This window comes from Rhodococcus sp. ACT016, from assembly GCF_050477185.1.
In the GTDB taxonomy this organism is placed as follows: domain Bacteria; phylum Actinomycetota; class Actinomycetes; order Mycobacteriales; family Mycobacteriaceae; genus Prescottella.
In genome coordinates, this window is sequence record NZ_JBEAET010000001.1 from 5,009,637 (window position 1) to 5,029,940 (window position 20,304).

Sequence of the window (20,304 nt, forward strand, 5' to 3'; positions counted from 1 at the left end):
TCAGCTGTTGCTGCTGCTACTGCCGTTGTTCGACGGCATCCTCGCACGCAGCCAGTCCACCAGGTCCGTCGTGCTCCGGGTCTGCATCCACACGCGGCCCGGTCCGGTGAACTCGGTGACAATGCCCTCGCCGCCGAGGATCATCGACTTCCATCCGCCGGCCTTGCGGATGCGGTACTCGACGGTCTCGTCGAACGCGACCACATGACCGGTGTCGAGGGTGATCGTCTCGCCGGGTGCAAGCGTGACCGGGCGGATGGCGCCGTAGCTGGACAGCAGGATCTCGCCGTTTCCGCTGCACCGCAACAGAACCAGCCCGGCCCCGCTGAAGAAGCCCTTGCTGCCACCCCATTTGGAGTCGACGTCGACGGTCGGGTCCGACGCGATCCAGCAGCCGGACTGGACCAGCAGCGCCGTCCCGCCGTCGACGGTCGTCTCGACGATGTCACCCGGGAGCGCACCGGCGACGGCCACCACACCGCCGCTCTCGCTGCTGAAGTCGTTGACGAAGAAGCTGGATCCGCCCAGGGAACGCCGGAGACCTTTCATGAATCCGCCGCGGGTGGACGTGGTGATCGCGACGTCGCCCCGCATCATCGCCATCGCCCCGGCCTCGACGCGGACGGACCCTCCGGCGGGAATGCTGATCTCGGCGAACGCGAACGACGGGCCGCAGCTGATCTCGGTTTTCATGGATTCCTTCCAAGCTCGGTACGCCCCGGTGGGGGCCTGGTGGTCAGACGACCGGGGACGGTACCCCGGCACGGATACGGGCAACCTCGTTGCGCGCGAACTCCACCCGATCGGTGTCGGCGCCGTGCGCGGTCGCGAGTTCGTCGGCGAGGTCGAAGGCCGCGTCGAGCACGTATCCGCGCCGTTTACGTTCCCCGCGGTCGGCACCGGACTTCCGGAACCTCCTGCGCGCCTTGCGGTCCCCGCTGATCGCCTGCAGTTCCTCCGCGGTGAGGACACCACGCGCGACCTCGGGCGACATGATGTCGTGCATGAACCGCCGCTCACGGGACACCGTCATCGTGAACACGCGGGACACCAGGACGAGCGCGACGACGATGATGGCCACCGGCAGCAGGATGAGCAGCAACGTGTTGCCACCGGAGATCGCGCCCATCGAGTCCCACAGGCCGTGCAGGAGCATCGCACTCGCAATCAGTGCGAGCCCACGACCCACTCGGCGCGGTTCCGCGGGCCGACCCAGCAGGTACACCAGGCCGGCGCAGAACACCGCGCTGTAGAGGATGTGCGCGGCGACCCCCACCAGCATCCGCAGGACGATCGTGCCCATCGCGGCGCCCACCTGGTTCGCGCCGAACTGCGAACCGGCCGACGTCATCGCGTACGCGATGTCCTCGATGATCTGGAAGCCGAGGCCGATGAAGGCACCCAGGATGAAACCGTCGAACGCGGTCCGGATCAGCCTGGGCGCCATCGCGATCAGCAGCACCAGGCCGGCCCCCTTCGCGATCTCCTCGGTGAAGGGCGCCGCGAGACCCGCACCCCAGTCGAACGACCAAGCCTGGCTGATCCCCTTCGCGTACAGCGTGCGGATCGCGTCGTTGGCGTGCGCCGCCATCGCCCACGTCGCGGCGAAGCCACCCCACATGAACGCCACGACCATGAGCTTGGCAGGCTGTCGCGCGTACCGGTCGATGTGCTGGGTGAACCACCAGAACACCGCGCCGTAGAGGGCGAACAGGACGACCGAGACGGTGATCGCCTCGGCGTAGGCGTCGTATCGACTCATCAGTGTGGAGACGAATGTGGCCACCCCGGACACGACCAGCAGGAGGTAACCCCAGAACGCGAGGTTGCGCGGTTGGTAGAAGGCGTAGGACCGGCTCCAGCCGGAGTCCTGGATCGCTGCCGCACGCCGGGCCTCGAGTTCCGTTGCGGTACCGGACATCAGCTGTTGCCTCCGTTCGCGTGTTCGATGCTCGAGACCATCGCGGCGACCTCGGCCGCGGGATTGTCCGTGACATCGGGTGGGCCGTAGGCGACGACCTCGACACCGAGACCGTCGAAGACGAAGGCCGCAATCGTGCCGTCCGAGCGGTTTCCCTGGAACCGCGACGCGACTCCGCGGGCACCGCTCGCGGTGGTGATGTCCGTGGGCTCGCCGGTGAAGTGGTACCCCGCGCTGCCTTTCAGCTCGGAGGTGGTGGTCCGGATCTGCTCGAGCAGCGCGGCCGCGTCGCCCTCGAACGGCGCCGCCCGGATGGTGAACGAGACGTCGCCGTCGACGACGGTCGCGGAGTCCGGGTACTCCCCGCTGACCGGGCGATGACCGGCCCGCACACCGTCGGTGATGCCCCATCCGGCGGCCGGGACGAACGTCACCCCACCCCGGACTTCGACGACGTCGCCGGCCACCACCTTGTCGTCGTACGGAACCGCTTCGTTGATCAACGGGAGCACGCTGCCCATCAACAACGCCAACGCCAGCACGACCAGTGCCGGCGCGATCGTCCGCCGGTCGAGGCCGAGCCACCGGCGGTCGACCGGAACCCACCGGTCACCGGGATCGAACGGTTCCGGGGCCACCGATCCACCCTGGCTCAGATCCGTGTCCGTCATACAGCCTCCCCGTCACCCAGGTCGATCGGTTACCCAGAACGTAACGCCCGATTTGTCTTCCGGCACGTCGAACGACCCGGACGCGCCGGGGCGCGCGGCAGATCGGAAATCCACCGACGCCGGGCGCGGTACCGTCGAGTCGTACCCCCCGGGGAGAGGGAAGCGTCATGGTGAACGCGCCACCCGATGCACGGTCCCGGCGACGCGCTCTGCTGCGCCGCCTGAAGGAACCCGCCCTGTTGGTGGTCACGCTCGTGGCACTCGTCGCCGGCGGGATCGCGTGGCTCGCGGACGCGGACACCGTCGCCGACGCGTGGTGGATCGCCGGGACCGTCGTCGCGATCGTGCCCGCGACCTGGTGGGTGGTCGACGCGCTCCGCCGGCGGCGCGTCGGCGTCGACCTCATCGCCGTCCTGTCGCTGATCGGCACCCTGTTGGTGGGCGAGTACCTCGCCGGGGCCCTCATCGCCGTCATGCTCGCCACCGGACAGGCGCTCGACGCGGCCGCCGAGCGCCGCGCGACCAAGGATCTGCGGGCGCTGCTCGACCACGCCCCACGCACCGCCCGCCGGCGCGTCGGCGACGACGTGGACACCGTTCCGCTCGACGACGTCGTGGCCGGCGACGCCCTCGTCGTCGGCCCGGGCGAGGTGGTGCCCGTCGACGGCTGGGTAACGTCGGAGTCGGCCGTGCTGGACGAATCCGTCCTCACCGGTGAGCCGTTGGCCGTGCAGCGCCGGCGCGGCGAGGCCGTCAGGAGTGGAATCGTCAACGCCGGCAGCGCCTTCGAGATGGAGGCCCGCACCACCGCCGAAGAGAGCACGTATGCCGGCATCGTGCGGTTGGCGCGCGATGCCGCTGCCGAGAGCGCGCCGGTCGTGCGCGTCGCGGACCGCATCGCGGCCTGGTTCCTGCCCCTCGCGCTCGCCGTGGCCGGTGCCGCTTGGCTTTTCAGCGGATCGGCGACGCGCGCCGTGGCCGTGCTCGTCGTCGCGACGCCGTGCCCGTTGCTGTTGGCTGCACCGGTCGCGATCGTGTCCGGACTCTCCCGCGCCTCACGCCTGGGCGTCGTGATCCGCAGCGGCGGCGCGCTCGAGAACCTCGGCCACGCAACGACCTTGGTGATGGACAAGACGGGCACCCTGACCACCGGACGTCCCACCGGAACCGACGTGCTCACCGCACCCGACGCCGACGCCACCGCGGTGCTGCGGCTGGCCGCGTCGGCGGACCAGCTGTCCCCGCACGTGCTGGCCGACGCGATCGTCCAGGAAGCCAAGATGCGGGGCCTCGCACTGTCGCTGCCGACCGCCGTGGACGAGGAGGCCGGCACCGGCGTCACCGCGACCGTCGAGGGCCACCGCGTCTCCGTCGGCACCCTCTCCCTGCCGGCGGACGCCCCCGCCTGGGCACGCACCGCCCACGGGCGGGCCGCGCTCGACGGCGCCGCCGTCGCGTGGGTCACCGTCGACGGCACCATTGCCGGGGCGATCCTGCTGGTCGACCCGGTCCGCCGCGACGCGTCCCGCACCCTCCGTCGCCTCCGGTCGGCCGGGCTGAACCGACTGGTGATGCTCACCGGGGACCGGCGCGAGCCCGCCGAGGAGATCGGGTCCGTCCTCGGCCTGGACGACGTCCGCGCCGAACAGACCCCCGCGGACAAGGTGGCGGGCGTCCGCGCCGAACGCGAGCGGGCGGTCACCGTGATGGTCGGTGACGGCGTCAACGACGCGCCCGCGCTGGCGGCCGCGACCGTCGGCGTCGCGATGGGCGCCCGCGGCTCGACGGCGACGTCGGAAGCGGCGGACGTCGTGCTGACCACCGACCGACTCGACCACCTGGCCGACGCGATGGCGATCGCGCGACGCTCCCGCCGGATCGCGGTGCAGAGCGCCACCGTCGGTATGGGTCTGTCGCTGGTGGCCATGGGTTTCGCGGCGTTCGGGCTGCTGCCGCCCGCGGCGGGCGCGCTGTTGCAGGAGGGGATCGACGTCGCGGTGATCCTCAATGCACTGCGCGCCCTGCGTGGCGACCGGGCGGAGGAGATCCCGCTCCCGGAGCACACCGAGGCGATGCTGCACCGGTTCTCCGCCGAGCACGACGAGTTGCGCGACCAGCTCTCGATCCTGCGGGACACCGCGGATCTCCTCGTGACCGGTGACCGCGCCGCCGCGCACACCGCGCTGCGCCGCGTCGACTCGTTCCTGTTCGACACCCTGCTGCCGCACGAGGAGGCCGAGGACCGCGAGCTGTACCCGGCGCTGGCGACGCCGCTGGGCACCGTCGAGGCCACCGCGACGATGAGCCGCATGCACGCCGAGATCGATCGGCTGGCCCGACGGCTGCGCACCCACCTCGCCCGGGCCGACACCGCCGGCGGGATCGCCGCCGACCAGGTCGACGACCTGCTCGCGTGCCTGTACGGGCTGCACGCGCTGCTGCGCCTGCATTTCGTGCAGGAGGAGGAAAACTATTTCACTCTCGCGCCCGAATCGGACTCCACACCGAACGCCTGACACTCCGATGGGGGGACCCCACGGCGACCCCCGTCCCAGGACGGGGTAAATCCCCCTACAACCCCGCCGGGAACCCAATTAACGTTCGGATTGCTGGCCGGCCCGTTCGGTCGGCAACCGCGGCCCCCGGACCCCCGACCTGGTGGACCGCGGCCGGGCGGTGGCGCCGGGCCCCTTCCGACGCCACCGCCCGGGCCTCCACTCCCTGCCTGCGACACGCCGTGGTTGTTGCCCGGTCATCGACCCGTGTCCTACAGTGCACTCGCGCGCCCCTCCGGGTCTCCTGCAGCCTCGTCGACGTCGGGTCTGCTTGTAGCGCAATGACGAGACAGACCGGTTCGGCGTCCCCCGACCACGCAGCTCTCCGCGATCGGTGACGGCGTCTCCTCACTCGGCTCGGCCACTACCGCGGGTTTCCGCGCGTGTCGGGCCGTTCGGCCACCGGGTGATCGGTCCGAACCCCCGACGCGGACCGGTCGCCCGGTGGTCATTTCCACCTCGCGAAAGACGTTCCCGGGCATGACGATCACGTTCCGGAATGTGCACGCGACCTCCGGTTCTGGTAGTCAGGATGGTGCAGTGGAGTAGGACGAAGGGAAGTTCGTTGGGGTACTTCGATCGTCGCGTCGTCGCCGTCACCGGCGCGGGGACCGGCATCGGCCGCGAGTTGGCGGTCCAGCTGGCACGCTCGGGGGCCTCCCTGGCCCTGTCCGGCAATGTCGAAGGGCCGCTGGTGGAAACGGCGGAGCGCTGACGCTGATCAAGTAGCGCAATCAACCGATGCCGGGCATCGCGTGGGGAAACGCTGTCGGCGAACCCGAACCGGCCATTCATCCCGACGACCTGTCGCTCGCGAAATCGATGGTGCAGGAGCTGGCGTATCGCAACGTCGAGGGTGTGATCCGTGTCCGGGGCCTGGACGGCAGCTGGAAGCCCCTGTATTTGTCGGTGGCGCTCATGGTGTTCGACGAATCCACTCACGGCGGGCTGGTGACAGTCAGAGAGGCCCCGACCGCTCGACAGTGAGCGGCCGGGGCCTGCGCTCGATCAGCGCTATCGACTGGGCGTCGGCGCGACGGTCGTCGTCGGCACCGCGGTGGTGGTAGCCCTTGCGGTCGCGGTGGACGAATCCGCCTGGGGCGACGTCGTCTCCGGAGCGACCGGTGCATCCGTCGTCGTCACGGCGTCCTCCGGCGTCGTCGCGGCGGCCGGCGCCTCGGGGGTCGACGCTGCGACATCGGTGGGCGGGACAGTCCCCGCTGCCGCGTCGGTAGCGGGCTGCGACGTCGGATCGGCGGACGGTGCGGCCGATGCCGCCTGGGCCGACGACGACGCGGGCGACGGCGCGTCCGAGGACGAGGTGACCTCGCTCAACGCGGCGGACAGTTCGGCCGAGCTGAGCTTCGCCTTCGGATCCACCTTCTGACCGTTCTGGGCCTGCTTCGCCAGGTACGTCAGCCATGCGGCGGCGTAGTCGGCGGAGGTCAGCGGCTTGCCGGTCGCCGGATCGGCGTCGCGCCAGTAGTCGAAGTGGTGCCCGACGTCGCGGGCCAGCGTCAGCTGGTACGGATCGCTCATGATCACCGGGATGGTGTTCTGGTTCGTCACGATGAGGCCGATGATCTCCTTGAACAGCTTCTGCGGCAGGTACGCGAGCGGCGACATCTTGTCCGTCGAGATCGAATCCGCTTCACCCGAAACGGGACTCGTTCCCGGCTCGGTCGTCGGTGTCGTGGTCGGAGTCGTGGTCGGAGTCGTGGTGGGACCGGTGTACGACGGATCCGACACCTGCAGCAGCACGTCCAGGAACGTCTGGTCGCTCTTCATCCAGTCGGGCTGCGAATTGATCTCCGCGAACGCGTTGAGCGCGATACGGGAAAGGACCGTCGCGACGTCCATGCCGGTCGCCAGGGTCAACTGCTCGCGCTCGAGCGCGTCGATGTTCAGCTGCCGGCCCACGTTGACCACCAGTTGCAGCAGCGAAATGTTCTGCGGTGCAGCACAGGTGAGGTCTCCGTCCGAGCAGAACGACGCCACCCGGCCGGCGAGCGCCCCGAAATCGGAGCCGCCGGTGTCCGGCAGCGCGCCCTGTCCGGGGATCGGGTTCTTGCCGTTCTGGTACTTCAGGTCGAAGCCGTCCGGGTTGGTGAACGGGTTCTTCGCACCCGGGAACGGGCCCTGGCCGTCGGCGCGGCCGGCGTCGGCGAGGATGACGACACCGACGACGTCGGCCGGATCCACGAGCCCGTACTTGCCGTCGGCGTCCGCCTCCTGGTGGCCGACGTTCATCGCGACGCGGCGGGCGACGTCGGCGCCCTCGCTGTATCCGACGATCGCGAACTTGGTGTCCGGGCACGACGTCCGGATCGCCCGGATCACCGATTCGGCGTTCGCCACCCCGGTGTTCACCGAGTCCTCGTAGCTCGACATGTCGGCCGGGTAGGAGATGTACATCGCGGCGTACGAACCCGGCCCGACGGCCTTCAGCGGCGCGCTCGAGGCCTGGTCGATCCACGTGCTGACGTAGTCGTCGGCCGACGCCGCGGGCAGTTCCTTGCCGTTGGCGTCGACGAGCATCTTCGTGGTGCCCGGGCGCGGTGTGTCACCGCGCCCGGCGATCGAGAGGGTCACCATGTCGTGGCAGTCGGCGGTGGACGCCGTCAGCTCGGTGTCGATGGTGCGCGGCGGAGCCGACCACAGCGCCCAGGTCAGAGCCACCAGCAGCGCCACCCCCAGCGCGGCCGGGGTGAGCACCCCCGCCGTCACCCGATGCCGCGCGAAGAAACCGCGAATAGTCATGTCCACTCCCCAAACCCGACCACACGGATGACGAGCGGACGACCCCCGTACCGCGCGTCTTGTCAGGATTGACGTCGGGGGATGGATCGGACGCGTTACATCGAGCGCCCCGACGGCCACCGAGTCGGGAGCATAATGGCTGCGGGAGGACAGTCATGACTACGGAGACTTCCCGCGATGAACGATTTGTCGGGCGCGTCCAAGACCTGTACGCCACCGATCCGCAGTTCCGGGCGGCGGCCCCGTCGTACGAAGTGACGGTAGCCGCGCACAAACCCGGTCTGCCGCTGACTGCGGTGGTCGACACCTACCTCGACGGGTACGGCGACCGTCCGGCGCTCGGGCAGCGCGCCCACTCACTGACGCGCGACCGGACCGGGCACACCACCACGACGTTGCTGCCCCGCTTCGAGACCATCACCTACCGGGAACTGCACGACCGTGTCTCGGCACTGACCCGGGCGTGGCGCACCGCCGCCGGACTCGACCCCGGCGACTTCGTGGCGGTGCTGGGCTTCACCAGCGTCGACTACGCGGTGATCTACCTGACGTGCCTGCACCTGGGTGCCGTGTTCGTCCCGTTGCAGAGCAGCGCGACGGCCGGCCAGCTGGCACCGATCGTGGCCGAGACGGCACCGCGGATCCTCGCCGCCGGAATCGACTCGATCGACACCGCCGTCGAGGTCGCGACCGCCGCGCCGTCGATCGAACGGCTGGTGATCTTCGACTACGACGACGGCGACGACAACCAACGCGAGCGCTACGAGTCCGCACGGGTCCGGCTCGCCGACACGGGCCGCACGGTCGAGGTCGGGCGCCTGTCCCTCGACCTCGTCACCGGCCGCGCCCTCGCCGACGTGCCGGTCTTCGTCGCCGACGCGGGGGAGGATCCGCTGGCGTCGCTGATCTACACGTCGGGCAGCACCGGTACCCCGAAAGGGGCTATGTACACCGCGGACATGATGACGCGCCTGTGGCTGCGCCCGTCCGGTCCGACCGAGGACGTCGACGCCCGCCTGCCCGCGATCCACCTGCAGTACATGCCGCTCAGCCACGTATTCGGGCTCGGCTGGCTCATCACCACGCTGGCCTCCGGCGGCACCGGCTACTTCGCCGCCAAGAGCGACATGTCGACGCTGTTCGACGACATCTCCCTCATCCGACCCACCGCACTGAACCTGGTTCCGCGGGTGTGCGACATGATCTTTCAGCGGTACCGCGGCGCGATGGACCGTCGCCACGACGGCGACGCCGCAGCCGACGAGGTGAAGACCGAACTGCGCGAGGACATCCTGGGTGGGCGGGTGCTCGCCGCCCTGTGCGGAAGCGCCCCACTGTCGGACGAGATGCGCGATTTCGTCGAATCCACCCTCGACGTCCCGGTCGCCGACGGCTACGGCTCGACCGAGACGAGCGGTGGCGTGATGCGCAACGGCACCATCATGCGCCCGCCCGTCACGGACTACAAACTCGTCGACGTTCCCGACCTCGAGTACCGCACCACCGACCGTCCGCACCCGCGCGGCGAGCTGTTGGTCAAGTCCGCCAACCTGATTCCCGGATACTTCAAGCATCCCGAGATGTCGGCCGAGATCTTCGACGAGGACGGCTTCTACCGCACCGGCGACATCATGGAGGAGGTCGCCCCCGACCATCTCGTCTACCTCGACCGCCGGAACAACGTCATCAAGCTCTCCCAGGGCGAGTTCGTCGCGGTGTCGCAACTCGAGGCCGTCTACGCGACCTGCCCGCACGTGCGGCAGATCTTCCTGTACGGCAGCAGCGAACGCTCGTTCCTGCTCGCGGTGATCGTGCCGAATCCCGATGCGGCGGGCGACGGTGACCTGCACGCCCTGATCGCCGAGGAACTGCGCCAGGTCGCGGACCACGAAGCGCTGAACCCGTACGAGATCCCGCGCGACTTCCTGCTGGAAACCGAATCCTTCACCCGCGCCAACGGACTGCTGTCGGGGGTCGGCAAGTTGCTGCGCCCGGCGCTGAAGGCCCGCTACAGGGACCGGCTCGAGCGCATGTACGCCGACATCGCCGAGGGGCAGGACGCCGACCTGGATCGCCTACGGTCCGACGCCGACCGTCTCCCCACCTCCGAGACGGTGCGCCGCGCCGCGGCCGCCACGCTCGGGTTGCCGGTGTCGTCGGAGCTCCCCGACGACGCGAGATTCGTCGACCTGGGCGGTGATTCGCTCTCGGCGTTCTCCTTCGCGACCCTGCTCGGGCAGGTGTTCCAGGTAGACGTTCCGGTGCAGACCATCGTCAGCCCCACCGCCAACCTCGCATCCATCGCGAATTACCTGGACCGCGAACGTCGTTCGGCGTCGACCCGCCCCACGTTCGCTTCCGTCCACGGGCGGGACGCCGACGTCGCCCGGGCCGTCGACCTCGACCTGGGCAAGTTCATCGACACCGCGACGCTGGCCGCCGCACCCACGCTCCCGGCACCGACCGGTGCCGCGCACACCGTCCTCATGACCGGCGCCACCGGATACCTCGGGCGCTTCCTGTGCCTGTCGTGGCTCGAGCGGCTCGCACGCAGCGGTGGCACGCTGATCTGCATTGCCCGCGGTGCGGACGCGGACTCCGCGCGCCGACGTATCGAGGATGCGATCGACAGCGGCGACGCCGAACTGTCGCAACACTTCCGCGAGCTGGCCGATCGACATCTCGAGGTGCTCGCCGGCGATCTGGCCGACGCCGACATGGGCCTCGACCGGGCGACGTGGGAACGCCTGGCCGACTCGACGGACCTGATCGTGCACTGCGCCGCGCTGGTGAACCACGTGCTGCCGTACAGCCAACTGTTCGGCCCCAACGTGGTCGGGACTGCCGAGATCGTCAGACTCGCGCTGACGACGCGACTGAAGCCGGTCAACTACATCTCGACGGTCGCGGTGGCGGCGCTGCCCGGCGGCGGCTCGATGGGGGAGGACGAGGACGTCCGGCAGGCCAGCCCGCTTCGCCCGCTGGACGATTCGTACGCCAACGGGTACGCGACCAGCAAGTGGGCGGGCGAGGTGCTGCTGCGCGACGCCCACGACCTGTGCGGGCTGCCGGTGGCGGTGTTCCGCTCCGACATGATCCTCGCGCACACCCGCTACGCCGGCCAGCTCAACGTGCCCGACATGTTCACCCGCCTGCTGCTGAGCATCGTGGCCACCGGCATCGCGCCGCGCTCGTTCTACCGACTCGACGCCGACGGCAACCGGCAGCGGGCACACTACGACGGGCTGCCGGCCGACTTCACCGCCGAGGCCGTCACCACGCTCGGTGCCGCCGCGACGTCGGGCTACCACACGTTCAACGTGCTCAACACGCACGACGACGACATCTCGCTGGACCGGTTCGTGGACTGGCTGATCGAGTCGGGTCACCACATCGAACGGATCGACGACTACGACGAATGGCTCGACCGCTTCCGCACGGCCGTCGCGGCGCTACCGGACGAGCAGCGACAGCACTCCGTCCTGCCGCTGCTCGACGCGTATGCGTCCCCCGCGCCGCCGACGTCGGGCACGCCGATGTCGACGGAGAGGTTCCGCGCGGCGGTGCGATCCGCCGGCATCGGCGACACCTCGGACGTACCGCACGTGACGGCGCCGCTGATCGACAAGTACATCGCCGACCTGCGCGGTCTGAATCTGCTCTGACTCGGCGAAATCAGCGCCGTCACTGTTCTATTCGCTGGACGGCAGCGCCGCGGCCCGGTCGATCAGCATCTTCCGTTCCCGTTCGTTCCCGGTCAGCCGGGCCGCCGCCTCGAACTCGACCCGCGCCTCCGCCGGCCGGCCGGCACGTACGAGCAGTTCCGCCCGGGTGGCCGGCAGCAGCCGGTACCCGGCCAGTCGCCCGTCCGCGACGAGTCCGTCGACGATCGCGAGCGCCGCATCGGGTCCGGTCGCCATCGCGACGGCCACCGCGCGGTTGAGGTCGACGACCGGCGACGGCGCGAGCCGGCCCAGCGCCTCGTACAGCACGACGATCCGGTCCCAGTCGGTGTCGTCGACGGACGCCGCGACCGCGTGGCACTCCGCGATCGCCGCCTGCAGCGCGTAGGCGCCGCGACCGCGGCCGAGTGCGTCGGCGCGGGCCAGCGCAGCGCGTCCGCGCACGATCGCGCCACGGTCCCACCGTCGTCGATCCTGGTCGGCGAGCAGCACCGGGTCACCGTTCGCGTCGAGGCGGGCCGGGAAGCGGGCCGCCGTGAGTTCCATCAGCGCCACCAGGCCGTGCACCTCCGGTTCGCCGGGCACCAGTTCGGCGAGCGCACGGCCCAACCGCAGGGCCTCCCGGCTGAGGTCGGGCCGCATCCAGTCCTCGCCCGCACTGGCCGAATGTCCCTCGTTGAAAACGAGATACAGCACCCCGAGAACGGCACCGAGGCGGGCGCCGAACTCGGAGCGCTCGGGCACCGCGAACGGCACCTTGGCCGCGGCGAGGGTCTTCTTGGCCCGCACGATCCGCTGCTGCACGGTCGACGTCGACACCAGGAAAGCGCGCGCGATCTCCTCGCTCGACAGACCGCCCACCGCTTTCAGCGTGAGCGCGACCCGCCCCTCCCGCGACAGCACCGGATGGCAGGACACGAACACCAGGCGGAGCACGTCGTCGTCGATACTGTCCGGATCCCAAGGCAATTCGTCGCTCGCCTCGTCCACCTCGAGGTCGCGGGCGATGGCCGCCAGGCGGTCGTCGTAGCGCTCCTGCCGGCGCCAGCCGTCGATCGCCTTGCGTTTCGCGACGGCCGTCAGCCAGGCGCCGGGGTTGGCCGGCACCCCCTTCTCTGGCCACTGTGCCAGTGCGTCGGCGAGCGCCTCCTGCGCGAGATCCTCGGCGAGGCCGAAGTCGCCGACGATCCGCGTGAGCGTCGCGACGATACGGGCCGACTCGATCCGCCACACGGCCGCGACCGAGCGCCGCGCGGACTCCAGCGGGTCCACACGGCGCTCCGTCGACGCGTCGGGCATCCGATCAGGCCTTGCGTCCCTCGAGTTCCTCGCGCCAACCCTCTTCCTTCTCGATCCACTCGTTGTCCTGCGGGAAGTCCTCGGGGCCCGTCACCCGGCGCACCTCGAGCTTCGTTCCCGGTCCGAGCGGAGCCCGCTTGGCCCACTCGGCAGCCTCCTCCTTGGACGCGACCTCGAGAATCCAGAATCCGTTGAACAGTTCCTTCGTCTCGCCGTACGGCCCGTCGGTCACGAGCGGCGTCTCGCTGGAGAAATCGACGACGAAGCCCTCCTGGGCGTCCGAGAGACCCTCACCGGCGAGCAGCACCCCGGCCTTCACCATGGACTCGTTGTACTTGCCCATGTCCTCGATGATCTGCTCGAAAGGGATGTCCTTCGACGCCTCGACCGCCTCGTCGGTCACGCGCATGATCAGCATGTACTTCATATGTCCGCTCCTTCGTCCGGGTCGCGAATCGACCCTCTCATCCACTACGTCGAACGGGAAGACGGCGGATCGACAAGATCCGAGAATTAGTTTTCGGGACCCTGTTCGGCCAGCGTGACGCGCATCAGTTCGGTCCGCGCGACCGCCCGGTCTCGTTCGTCGGTGAGGGCCAGGCGACGCTCGTCGGCCATGTAGCCGTCCATCGCTTCCTGCGACTCGAAGCTGAACATCTGGATCTCGAGCAGCTGATCGTCGGCGCCGTCGGTCCGAGCGCGCTGCAGGACCCGACCACGGTGTTCGGGGACCAACGCCAGCACCTTGTCCTCGTACGCGATCAACGCGTCCTCCCGGCCCGGACGAGCCCACAGCAGCACGCACAGCGATATCGGCATGCCCGGCAGGGTAGCCGGGCATCGGACGGCTCGGAAGGATCACGCGTCCGGCGTTGTTGACGCGGGCATGAGCACGCCCGACCATCACGCGCACATCGCCGGGGAACGGCTCGATGCCGAGCGACGCATCGCCGCCCTGCAGCGGCGTTTCGACGCGATCGTCGAGGGGTCCGAGTTGACGACCGACGACGACGAGCACGATCCGGAGGGGTCGACCATCGCCTTCGAACGCGCGCAGGTGACGGCGCTCCTGGCCGACGCGCGGCGCGAGGTCGAGGAACTGGACGCGGCCCTCCGACGCGTCGAGGACGGCACTTATGGCATCTGCATGTACTGCGGAAACTCGATCGCCGAGGCCCGCCTCGACGCGCTGCCCGCGGCGCGCACGTGCATCGAGTGTTCCAGCCGTCGGCGGTGATCGGCGCAGCCGATCAGGTCCTCCGGTTTCGTAGGCTGCACACCATGTCCAACGCATTCCTGACGCCAGTGGGCCCGGAGCTCGCGATGCCGACCGCTGGTGCCTCGTCCGCGCGGGAAAGACGTTTGTGTCCGTCGAACTCACCGACCTGACCGCGGGAGGATCGCACGTTTCCCGCACCCGCGGTGGGCATCTCGGGCTCTCGATCGGGGCCGGACAGGACGGCTGTGCCGTCTACTGGGTGGACCCGTGGCGGCTCGGATCGACGGATTGTGCGCGAGCTACGACTGGTCTTCGGGCGCGGTGCGCCTGTGGCGGGTCCGGTGGTGTGAGATTCAGATCCTCGGCCCCATCACTGCCGTGCACGCTTGGCGTCGCGGGCTGACGTCTTCGCGGCGCTCGTGATCCTCCGGAGTTCGTCGCGGGCGAATCCGAGATGGTGCGCGGATCGCATCCAGGCGAAGAGGTCCGCTGCCGCACGATGCTGTCCCAGCTGCGTGTAGCAGGCGGCCAGGTCGAACGCGGACTTACGGCCACGTTCGACGACCTCGGCATCCGGGTAGGCGCCGGCGATGTCCAGGATCGCGCGGTGGGCCTGGGCCGCCTCGGATATGCGGCCGAGGCCGGTGAGCAGTAACGCCTTGTTGCGCAGCACCTTTGCGCGGCGGAGTCGGCGCGCCGACGAGTCGACGGACAGGTCGTGGAGCGCGAGAACCTGGTCGTACGAGGCGATCGCCGCGAACGGATCGCCCAGTTCGTCGACCAGGACGGCGCGGTTGTAGGCGGCAACTTCGCGCGCGTTCACCACGTCGCCGTCGGTCGATCCATGGGCGAGCCGGTCGAGCGACTCGTAGGCCTCGATCGCGGCACGCGCCTCGCCGAGTCGGCCGAGCGCGATGCCGAGCCTCAGCTGGGCGCGCGCGTTGACCCGATACGCGCGAGTGTCGAGATCGGGCCGGCGCAGCGCCGCACTGCGCGCTACGGCGACGAGCTCCTCCCACCGCCCGGCGTCGAGCAGCAGGCCGCCCAGGACGTCCAACGCGGCGAGCCCGATCATGACGACGTTCGCGTCGACGTCCGCGCCGGCCTCGGCGGCGATCTGCCGCAGCAGCGTTTCGGCGTCCCCGCGTCGCCCCTCGTCGACCGCCCGGTCGGCCTCGCTCAACCGTTCGCGAAGATCGCGGTACCGGCTCTCTCCGACCACGGTCGGCGCACCCGTGAGGGGAGTGGAGATCGCGAGGATTCGTTGATTCTCGGTCGCGAGTGCGACGACGTCGCGGACGCTCGGGTCGTCGCTCTCGCCGTGCACGGCGACCAGCCCCTGCAACAGGGTTGTCGCCACCCGCGGTTCGCCGCGCTCCGCCGACCGTGTCGCCTGGACCAGGCGTCGCCGCGCGTCGAGGCGGCGGACGCGGATGTCCGGGTCGTCGGCGAACAGATCAGCGAATTGATCGAGGGCGCCGTCGGTTTCGTCGGGACCCAGGTCGGGAGACTGCCACAGGGAGAACAGCGAGTTCGCCGACCACACGCGCACGTCGGCATCGGTGTCGCGGGCGTAGCGATCCACCGTCTCGGCGACCACGCGGCGAGACTCGATCGGCCTGCCCGCCTCCCGCAGGAGCCGTCCTCGCCAATACAGTGCCTGGGCCATCGCGGCCGGGACCCCGGCAACTCCGGTGGCGGACGAATAGCGGTGCGGCATCCGCTCGAGCACGTGCAGGGCGTCGTCGCGGCGTCCGATGTCAGCGAGGCGCAGTGCCCGGTCGACCATCGCCAGGGCGAGCGGCACGACGAGGCGGCCATCGGACTCGTGCGCAGCAAAGCGCGCGTCGAGCTGCTCGTACAGCCGCACGGCACCCGCGGGATCACCGAGACCCGCGGTAATCTCGGCGAGCCGTGACGCCACGCGGACCCGGGCGGCCGCCGTGGCCGGGCTCGTGTCGGCGGCGAACGCATTGTCGGTGTGCGCGAGGAGAAGTCGATCCGCTGCCGTACCCGCGTCCGCGTCCGCGGGGGTGCGCCTGAGCACCCACCACAGGATCGCGTCACGCGCATCCGCGGACTCGCAGGAGACGTACCGATCCACCAGTGCGGTCACGTATCCGACTGCGACGCTCTCGTGTTCGGCCTCGGTCAGTCGCTCGAGCACCTCGTCGAGATGCCGGGCCTGTGCGGTGACCGCCGCGAATTCGAGTACGGCGACGGACAGATCCACGACGCGCAGGCCGTGGGCGATGGCCTCCGTCGGCGGTACCCCGCGGGCGATCTCGTCGTCGACGAGGCGGAGCGACGCGGCGTGCAGGAGCTCCCGCGCCGATGGGAGCGACTCGGCCTCGGCAACGACCCGGCGCATCAGCGTGAGCGCGAGCTGTTGGTCATCTCCTGTGTCGTAACGGATCTGGGCCGCGTGAAAGAGCGCAGCGATGCGCAGGTGTCGCAGCCGCTCGTCGGTTTCGTCGGTGAGGGTGAGCGCCAGCATCTCGAGTCCAGCCGCGACGCGACCGCGATCCTGTCCGAGGTACTTGCGCAGCGTCTCTGCCGTGTACACGGCCTCCGCTCGCGCCTGCCGCACGCCGAGCGGCTGCGCGTCCCCGACGTACCGCGCCGCGAACGACTCCGCCGCCCGCAACACGTCGACCAGTACAACTGCATCCTCGTGCGCGTGGTCGTGGATCCACTCGATCGCGTCGAGCTCGGCGAACGCCCGGGCCTCGCGTACGACGTCTGCGTCGAATCCGGCCGTGAGTTCGACCATCCTCGCGAGGCGTCGCTCGATGGCTTCACGCGGTTCGGACGGGGCCTCCAACCGGACGAGCATCCCCGTCGCCTGGGCGATGGCTACCGCTTCCCCGTCGTCGACGGCGGGCCCTTGCGCGTCCAGCGCGGGCGTCAGGATCGCGCGCGCCTGTTCCGCATCACCCGCGGCAAGCAACTCGCCCGCGCGACGCACTACGTCACGAACCATCTTCGAACCTTTCCGCGCAGCTCACCGTCGATGTGGTCGCCGGGTTCACGACGTCGGGCCCGCCGGGCGAGCTCTTCCGTCTCAGCCCGTTGATCGTAGGGGCGAATCGGTGCGCGGATGGCCGTACCCGAGCGACAGGCGCGGTGTCAGCCCATCTCGGCGTGGCGGTAGCACCAACGCCACGTCTCGCCCGGCTCGTGCGATCGCATCACGGGGTGCCCCGTCTGCTCGAAATGCCCGGTCGCGTGACGGTGGGGGCTCGAGTCGCAGCATCCGACGTGACCACAGGTGAGGCAGATCCGCAGGTGCGCCCAGTTCTCTTCGCCGAGCGCCGCGCATTCCTCGCAGACGCCGGGCGTGCGCGGCTCGGGATCCCGCCCCGTGGCCGCCGCCAGTTCGTCGCAAGGCCCTGCGACCGGACCCGGGGATTCGGCTCGGATGCGGTCGACCGCGCGTCGGAGAGCTCTCTTCATCACCTCCCATCCTGCATGCTGCAGGGGGCGATATCCACACATCCGACCGCTGGACGGAGGACCGCCGTGAACGTGGCCCTGCTCGCTGTCGCGGTAGCGGCACTGCTCACCGCTGCGCTCGCGCGGCGCTTCAACTGGTCGGCGCCGCTGCTGCTGGTCCCGGTCGGACTGATCGGGTCCCAGATTCCGGGGCTCCCCGACACCGCGCTCGATCCCGATCTCGTGCTGTTCGCGGTACTACCACCGTTGCTCTACTCGGCCGCACTGGACAGTTCCTCGCTTGCGATGCGCCGCAATGCCCGCGCAATCGGGCTGCTCGCGGTCGGACTGCCGCTGGCCACCACCGCGGTCGTCGGGGTGGTCGCGTACCTCACCATTCCCCAGTTTCCCCTCGCCGCCGCGTTGGTGCTGGGTGCGGTCGTGGCTCCGCCGGATGCGGTGTCCGCCAGCGCGATCGGACGGCGCCTCGGCCTGCCCCGGCGGATCATGACGCTGCTCGGCGGCGAGAGCCTGCTCAACGACGCGACGGCGCTCACTGCGTATCGGGTCGCACTGGCCGCGGCGATCGGCACCGGCGCGACCCTGCTCGAGGGGGTGCGCACCTTCCTCACTGCCGCGGTCGGCGGCACGCTGATCGGCATCGGGGTGGGAATCGTTGTCGCCGCGATACGTTCGCGGCTCGCGGATCCGGTGATGGAGAGCGCGATCGGGCTCCTGGTCCCCTTCGTCACGTACCTGGCCGCCGAGGACCTGCACAGTTCCGGGGTGATCGCGGTTGTCGTCGCCGGCCTGTATCTCGGCCAACGGTCGACTCGCGCCGGCTACGCGACCCGCTTGCAGGACACCGCGGTATGGAAGGCCGTCGACGTCGTCCTCGAATCGTTCGTCTTCCTGCTGATCGGGTTGCAATTGCCGAGCGTCGTGCAGGCGCTCCACGGCCGGAGTGTGTCCGGTGTCGTCGGCGCCTCGGTCGCCGTGATCGTCACAGTGATCGCGGTCCGACTGCTGTGGGTCTACCCAGCGACGTATCTGCCCCGGCTGCTGTCTGCTCGGATTCGCGAACGGGAGCCGGCGCCGCGCCTCCGGGCGGTGTTCGTGGTCGCGTGGTCCGGCATGCGCGGTGTGGTCTCGCTGGCCGCGGCCTTCGCGATTCCGCTCACCGTCAGTTCGGGTGCCCCCTTCCCCGGGCGCGAGATGATTCTGTTCATCACCTTCACGGTCGTGGTCGCAACCCTTCTCCTGCACGGGTTGACGCTGCCGTGGCTGATCACCCACCTGGGGGTCGACAACGAGGAAGAACGCCGCAAGGATGCGGTGTCGCTGGCCGCTGCGCAGGACAAGGCCGCACGGGCGGCAACGGAGGTGCTCGACGACCTGGTCGCGAACGCCGCCGGGGATCCCACCGCCGTCCGTGAGCGGGCCGCGGAGATCCTGCGCACGTGGAGCGAGCACCGCGCCCATGCCGCGTGGGAACGGCTCGGTCGCAGTGAGGTCGAGTTGGGCGAGAGCCCGTCCGCCGCGTTCCGCGCACTGCGCCTGCAGATGCTGGATACGGAACGAGAAGTCTTCATCACCGAGCGTGACACCGGACGAATAGACGACGAGATCTTGCGACAGGTGCTGCGCGAGCTCGATCTCGAGGAGGCAACGCTCAACCGCGAGTAGGACCGGCTAGCGTCGTATCGAGACCCCGGACTATGAGGAGGACGTGTGCGGTTCGCGCTGGACGATTTGGTGGCTGACGTACCCCCCGAACAGCTCGACGAGGCCCGCGGCTTCTACGCGACGAGGCCGGCCGGACAGGGCCCCAGCACGTTCGAGGAGTTACAGGAGGTACGGGCGAGCCGGTCGACTCCTCCGCCCGCTGATCCACCGGCGATCGAAGAGATGATCGAATCGGTGGGAGTGCTTGTGCCGGTGAGGATCTTCACTCCCACCGCCGGCCGGGCACGGGGCGTCTACCTGGACATCCACGGTGGCGGCTTCTACATGGACTCCGCGGCGCGAGACGATGTGCGGAACCGCACGCTCGCGGATGCTCTCCACATCGCCGTCGTCAGCGTCGACTACCGGCTCGCACCCGAGCACCCGTGGCCGGCCGCACCCGACGACTGTGAAGCGGCGGCCCTCTGGCTCGTCGAACACGCCGATGCCCGCTTCGGATCGTCCCGACTGGCGATCGGGGGGCGATCGGCGGGAGCGTCACTCGCTGCGACAACCCTGCTCCGACTGAGGGATCGAGGAGTGGTCGACGGGTTCACCGGCGCCGCACTGCAATTCGGCACCTACGACCTGAGCGCGCAGACTCCGGCCGGACGTCGGATCGCTGACGAGTACTTCATCCGGGCCTACGTCGGCCATGTGGACGACCGCACCGCTCCGGACATCTCTCCTGTCTACGGCGACCTCCACGGCCTTCCACCGGCGCTGCTGGTCGTCGGGCGCAACGACGTGTTGTTGGAGGACAACCTCGCGATGGCGGCTGGACTTTCCGCCGCCGGCAACGACGTCGAGCTGCGGATCTACCCCGAGTCACCCCACGGGTTCACGGGTCACCCCACAACGATGGCCCGGACGGCGCTCACGGGCGTCAACTCATGGCTGCTCGAGCGGCTCACCCACCCGTAGATCGTTCGCCGCAAATCGGCTGAGGGTTCCGGATCCAGCTGTGGGTTCCGGATCTACTTGTCCACGCGTACTGCCACTTTCAAGATCTTCTACGGCATTTGTTCGCCCGAGA

General features: G+C 69.7%; 15 protein-coding genes and 1 pseudogene. 7 read left to right on the top strand and 9 right to left on the bottom strand.

Annotated elements, in window-relative coordinates; translation table 11 throughout:
• Genes ACQ5DX_RS22975 through ACQ5DX_RS22985 form a run of 3 tightly spaced genes read right to left on the bottom strand, consistent with a single transcriptional unit; the run spans window position 1 to window position 2,592 of the window.
• On the bottom strand, window positions 1-693 hold the full coding sequence (locus tag ACQ5DX_RS22975) for a TIGR00266 family protein (protein ID WP_430334784.1): 693 nt from the start codon (window positions 691-693) through the stop codon (window positions 1-3).
• A 43-nt stretch (window positions 694-736) separates the two neighbouring features.
• Window positions 737-1,921, bottom strand: a complete 1,185-nt coding sequence (locus tag ACQ5DX_RS22980; RefSeq protein WP_430334785.1) for a PrsW family intramembrane metalloprotease — start codon at window positions 1,919-1,921, stop codon at window positions 737-739.
• Window positions 1,921-2,592, bottom strand: a complete 672-nt coding sequence (locus ACQ5DX_RS22985; protein WP_430334786.1) for a hypothetical protein — start codon at window positions 2,590-2,592, stop codon at window positions 1,921-1,923. Before ACQ5DX_RS22985 ends, ACQ5DX_RS22980 begins: the two co-directional genes overlap by 1 nt.
• A gap of 167 nt (window positions 2,593-2,759) precedes the next feature.
• Between ACQ5DX_RS22985 and ACQ5DX_RS22990 the strand changes: the two genes are divergently transcribed.
• The 3 genes and pseudogenes from ACQ5DX_RS22990 to ACQ5DX_RS23000 all read left to right on the top strand — a co-directional run bounded on the left by ACQ5DX_RS22990 (window position 2,760) and on the right by ACQ5DX_RS23000 (window position 6,134).
• On the top strand, window positions 2,760-5,108 hold the full coding sequence (locus ACQ5DX_RS22990) for a heavy metal translocating P-type ATPase (RefSeq protein ID WP_430334787.1): 2,349 nt from the start codon (window positions 2,760-2,762) through the stop codon (window positions 5,106-5,108).
• 571 nt (window positions 5,109-5,679) lie between these two features.
• Window positions 5,680-5,850, top strand: a pseudogene (locus tag ACQ5DX_RS22995) (SDR family NAD(P)-dependent oxidoreductase); the annotation flags it as partial.
• Window positions 5,851-5,888: 38 nt separating this feature from the next.
• On the top strand, window positions 5,889-6,134 hold the full coding sequence (locus tag ACQ5DX_RS23000) for a hypothetical protein (protein WP_430334788.1): 246 nt from the start codon (window positions 5,889-5,891) through the stop codon (window positions 6,132-6,134).
• Window positions 6,135-6,161: 27 nt separating this feature from the next.
• On the opposite strand, the gene ACQ5DX_RS23005 is transcribed toward ACQ5DX_RS23000, so the two are convergent.
• Window positions 6,162-7,907, bottom strand: a complete 1,746-nt coding sequence (locus ACQ5DX_RS23005) for a cutinase family protein (RefSeq protein ID WP_430334789.1) — start codon at window positions 7,905-7,907, stop codon at window positions 6,162-6,164.
• A gap of 155 nt (window positions 7,908-8,062) precedes the next feature.
• Here ACQ5DX_RS23005 and car point away from each other — a divergent pair, with 155 nt between their 5' ends.
• A complete protein-coding gene (car, locus tag ACQ5DX_RS23010) occupies window positions 8,063-11,572 on the top strand; it encodes a carboxylic acid reductase (protein WP_430334790.1) in 3,510 nt (1,169 codons plus the stop codon).
• A gap of 27 nt (window positions 11,573-11,599) precedes the next feature.
• On the opposite strand, the gene ACQ5DX_RS23015 is transcribed toward car, so the two are convergent.
• From ACQ5DX_RS23015 to ACQ5DX_RS23025, 3 genes are all read right to left on the bottom strand, one after another.
• The gene (locus ACQ5DX_RS23015; protein ID WP_430334791.1) at window positions 11,600-12,889 is read right to left on the bottom strand and encodes an RNA polymerase sigma factor; all 1,290 of its coding nucleotides are present in this window, start codon (window positions 12,887-12,889) and stop codon (window positions 11,600-11,602) included.
• Window positions 12,890-12,893: 4 nt separating this feature from the next.
• Window positions 12,894-13,316, bottom strand: a complete 423-nt coding sequence (locus tag ACQ5DX_RS23020; RefSeq protein WP_430334792.1) for a YciI family protein — start codon at window positions 13,314-13,316, stop codon at window positions 12,894-12,896.
• Window positions 13,317-13,402: 86 nt separating this feature from the next.
• The gene (locus ACQ5DX_RS23025) at window positions 13,403-13,708 is read right to left on the bottom strand and encodes a hypothetical protein (protein WP_430334793.1); all 306 of its coding nucleotides are present in this window, start codon (window positions 13,706-13,708) and stop codon (window positions 13,403-13,405) included.
• Window positions 13,709-13,775: 67 nt separating this feature from the next.
• On the opposite strand from ACQ5DX_RS23025, the gene ACQ5DX_RS23030 reads away from it, so the two are divergent.
• A complete protein-coding gene (locus ACQ5DX_RS23030; protein ID WP_430334794.1) occupies window positions 13,776-14,126 on the top strand; it encodes a TraR/DksA family transcriptional regulator in 351 nt (116 codons plus the stop codon).
• A 352-nt stretch (window positions 14,127-14,478) separates the two neighbouring features.
• Here ACQ5DX_RS23030 and ACQ5DX_RS23035 read toward each other — a convergent pair whose 3' ends face one another.
• The gene (locus ACQ5DX_RS23035) at window positions 14,479-17,091 is read right to left on the bottom strand and encodes a hypothetical protein (RefSeq protein WP_430334795.1); all 2,613 of its coding nucleotides are present in this window, start codon (window positions 17,089-17,091) and stop codon (window positions 14,479-14,481) included.
• 146 nt (window positions 17,092-17,237) lie between these two features.
• On the bottom strand, window positions 17,238-17,564 hold the full coding sequence (locus ACQ5DX_RS23040; RefSeq protein ID WP_430334796.1) for a UBP-type zinc finger domain-containing protein: 327 nt from the start codon (window positions 17,562-17,564) through the stop codon (window positions 17,238-17,240).
• Window positions 17,565-17,630: 66 nt separating this feature from the next.
• Here ACQ5DX_RS23040 and ACQ5DX_RS23045 point away from each other — a divergent pair, with 66 nt between their 5' ends.
• Together ACQ5DX_RS23045 and ACQ5DX_RS23050 are read left to right on the top strand one after the other, a co-directional pair.
• Window positions 17,631-19,229: a Na+/H+ antiporter gene (locus ACQ5DX_RS23045; protein WP_430334797.1), complete on the top strand. Its 1,599-nt coding sequence runs from the start codon at window positions 17,631-17,633 to the stop codon at window positions 19,227-19,229.
• Between the two features lie 45 nt (window positions 19,230-19,274).
• Window positions 19,275-20,192 (top strand): alpha/beta hydrolase, encoded by a 918-nt coding sequence (locus tag ACQ5DX_RS23050; RefSeq protein WP_430334798.1) that lies wholly within the window; start codon window positions 19,275-19,277, stop codon window positions 20,190-20,192.
• The last annotated feature ends 112 nt before the right edge of the window (window positions 20,193-20,304 follow it).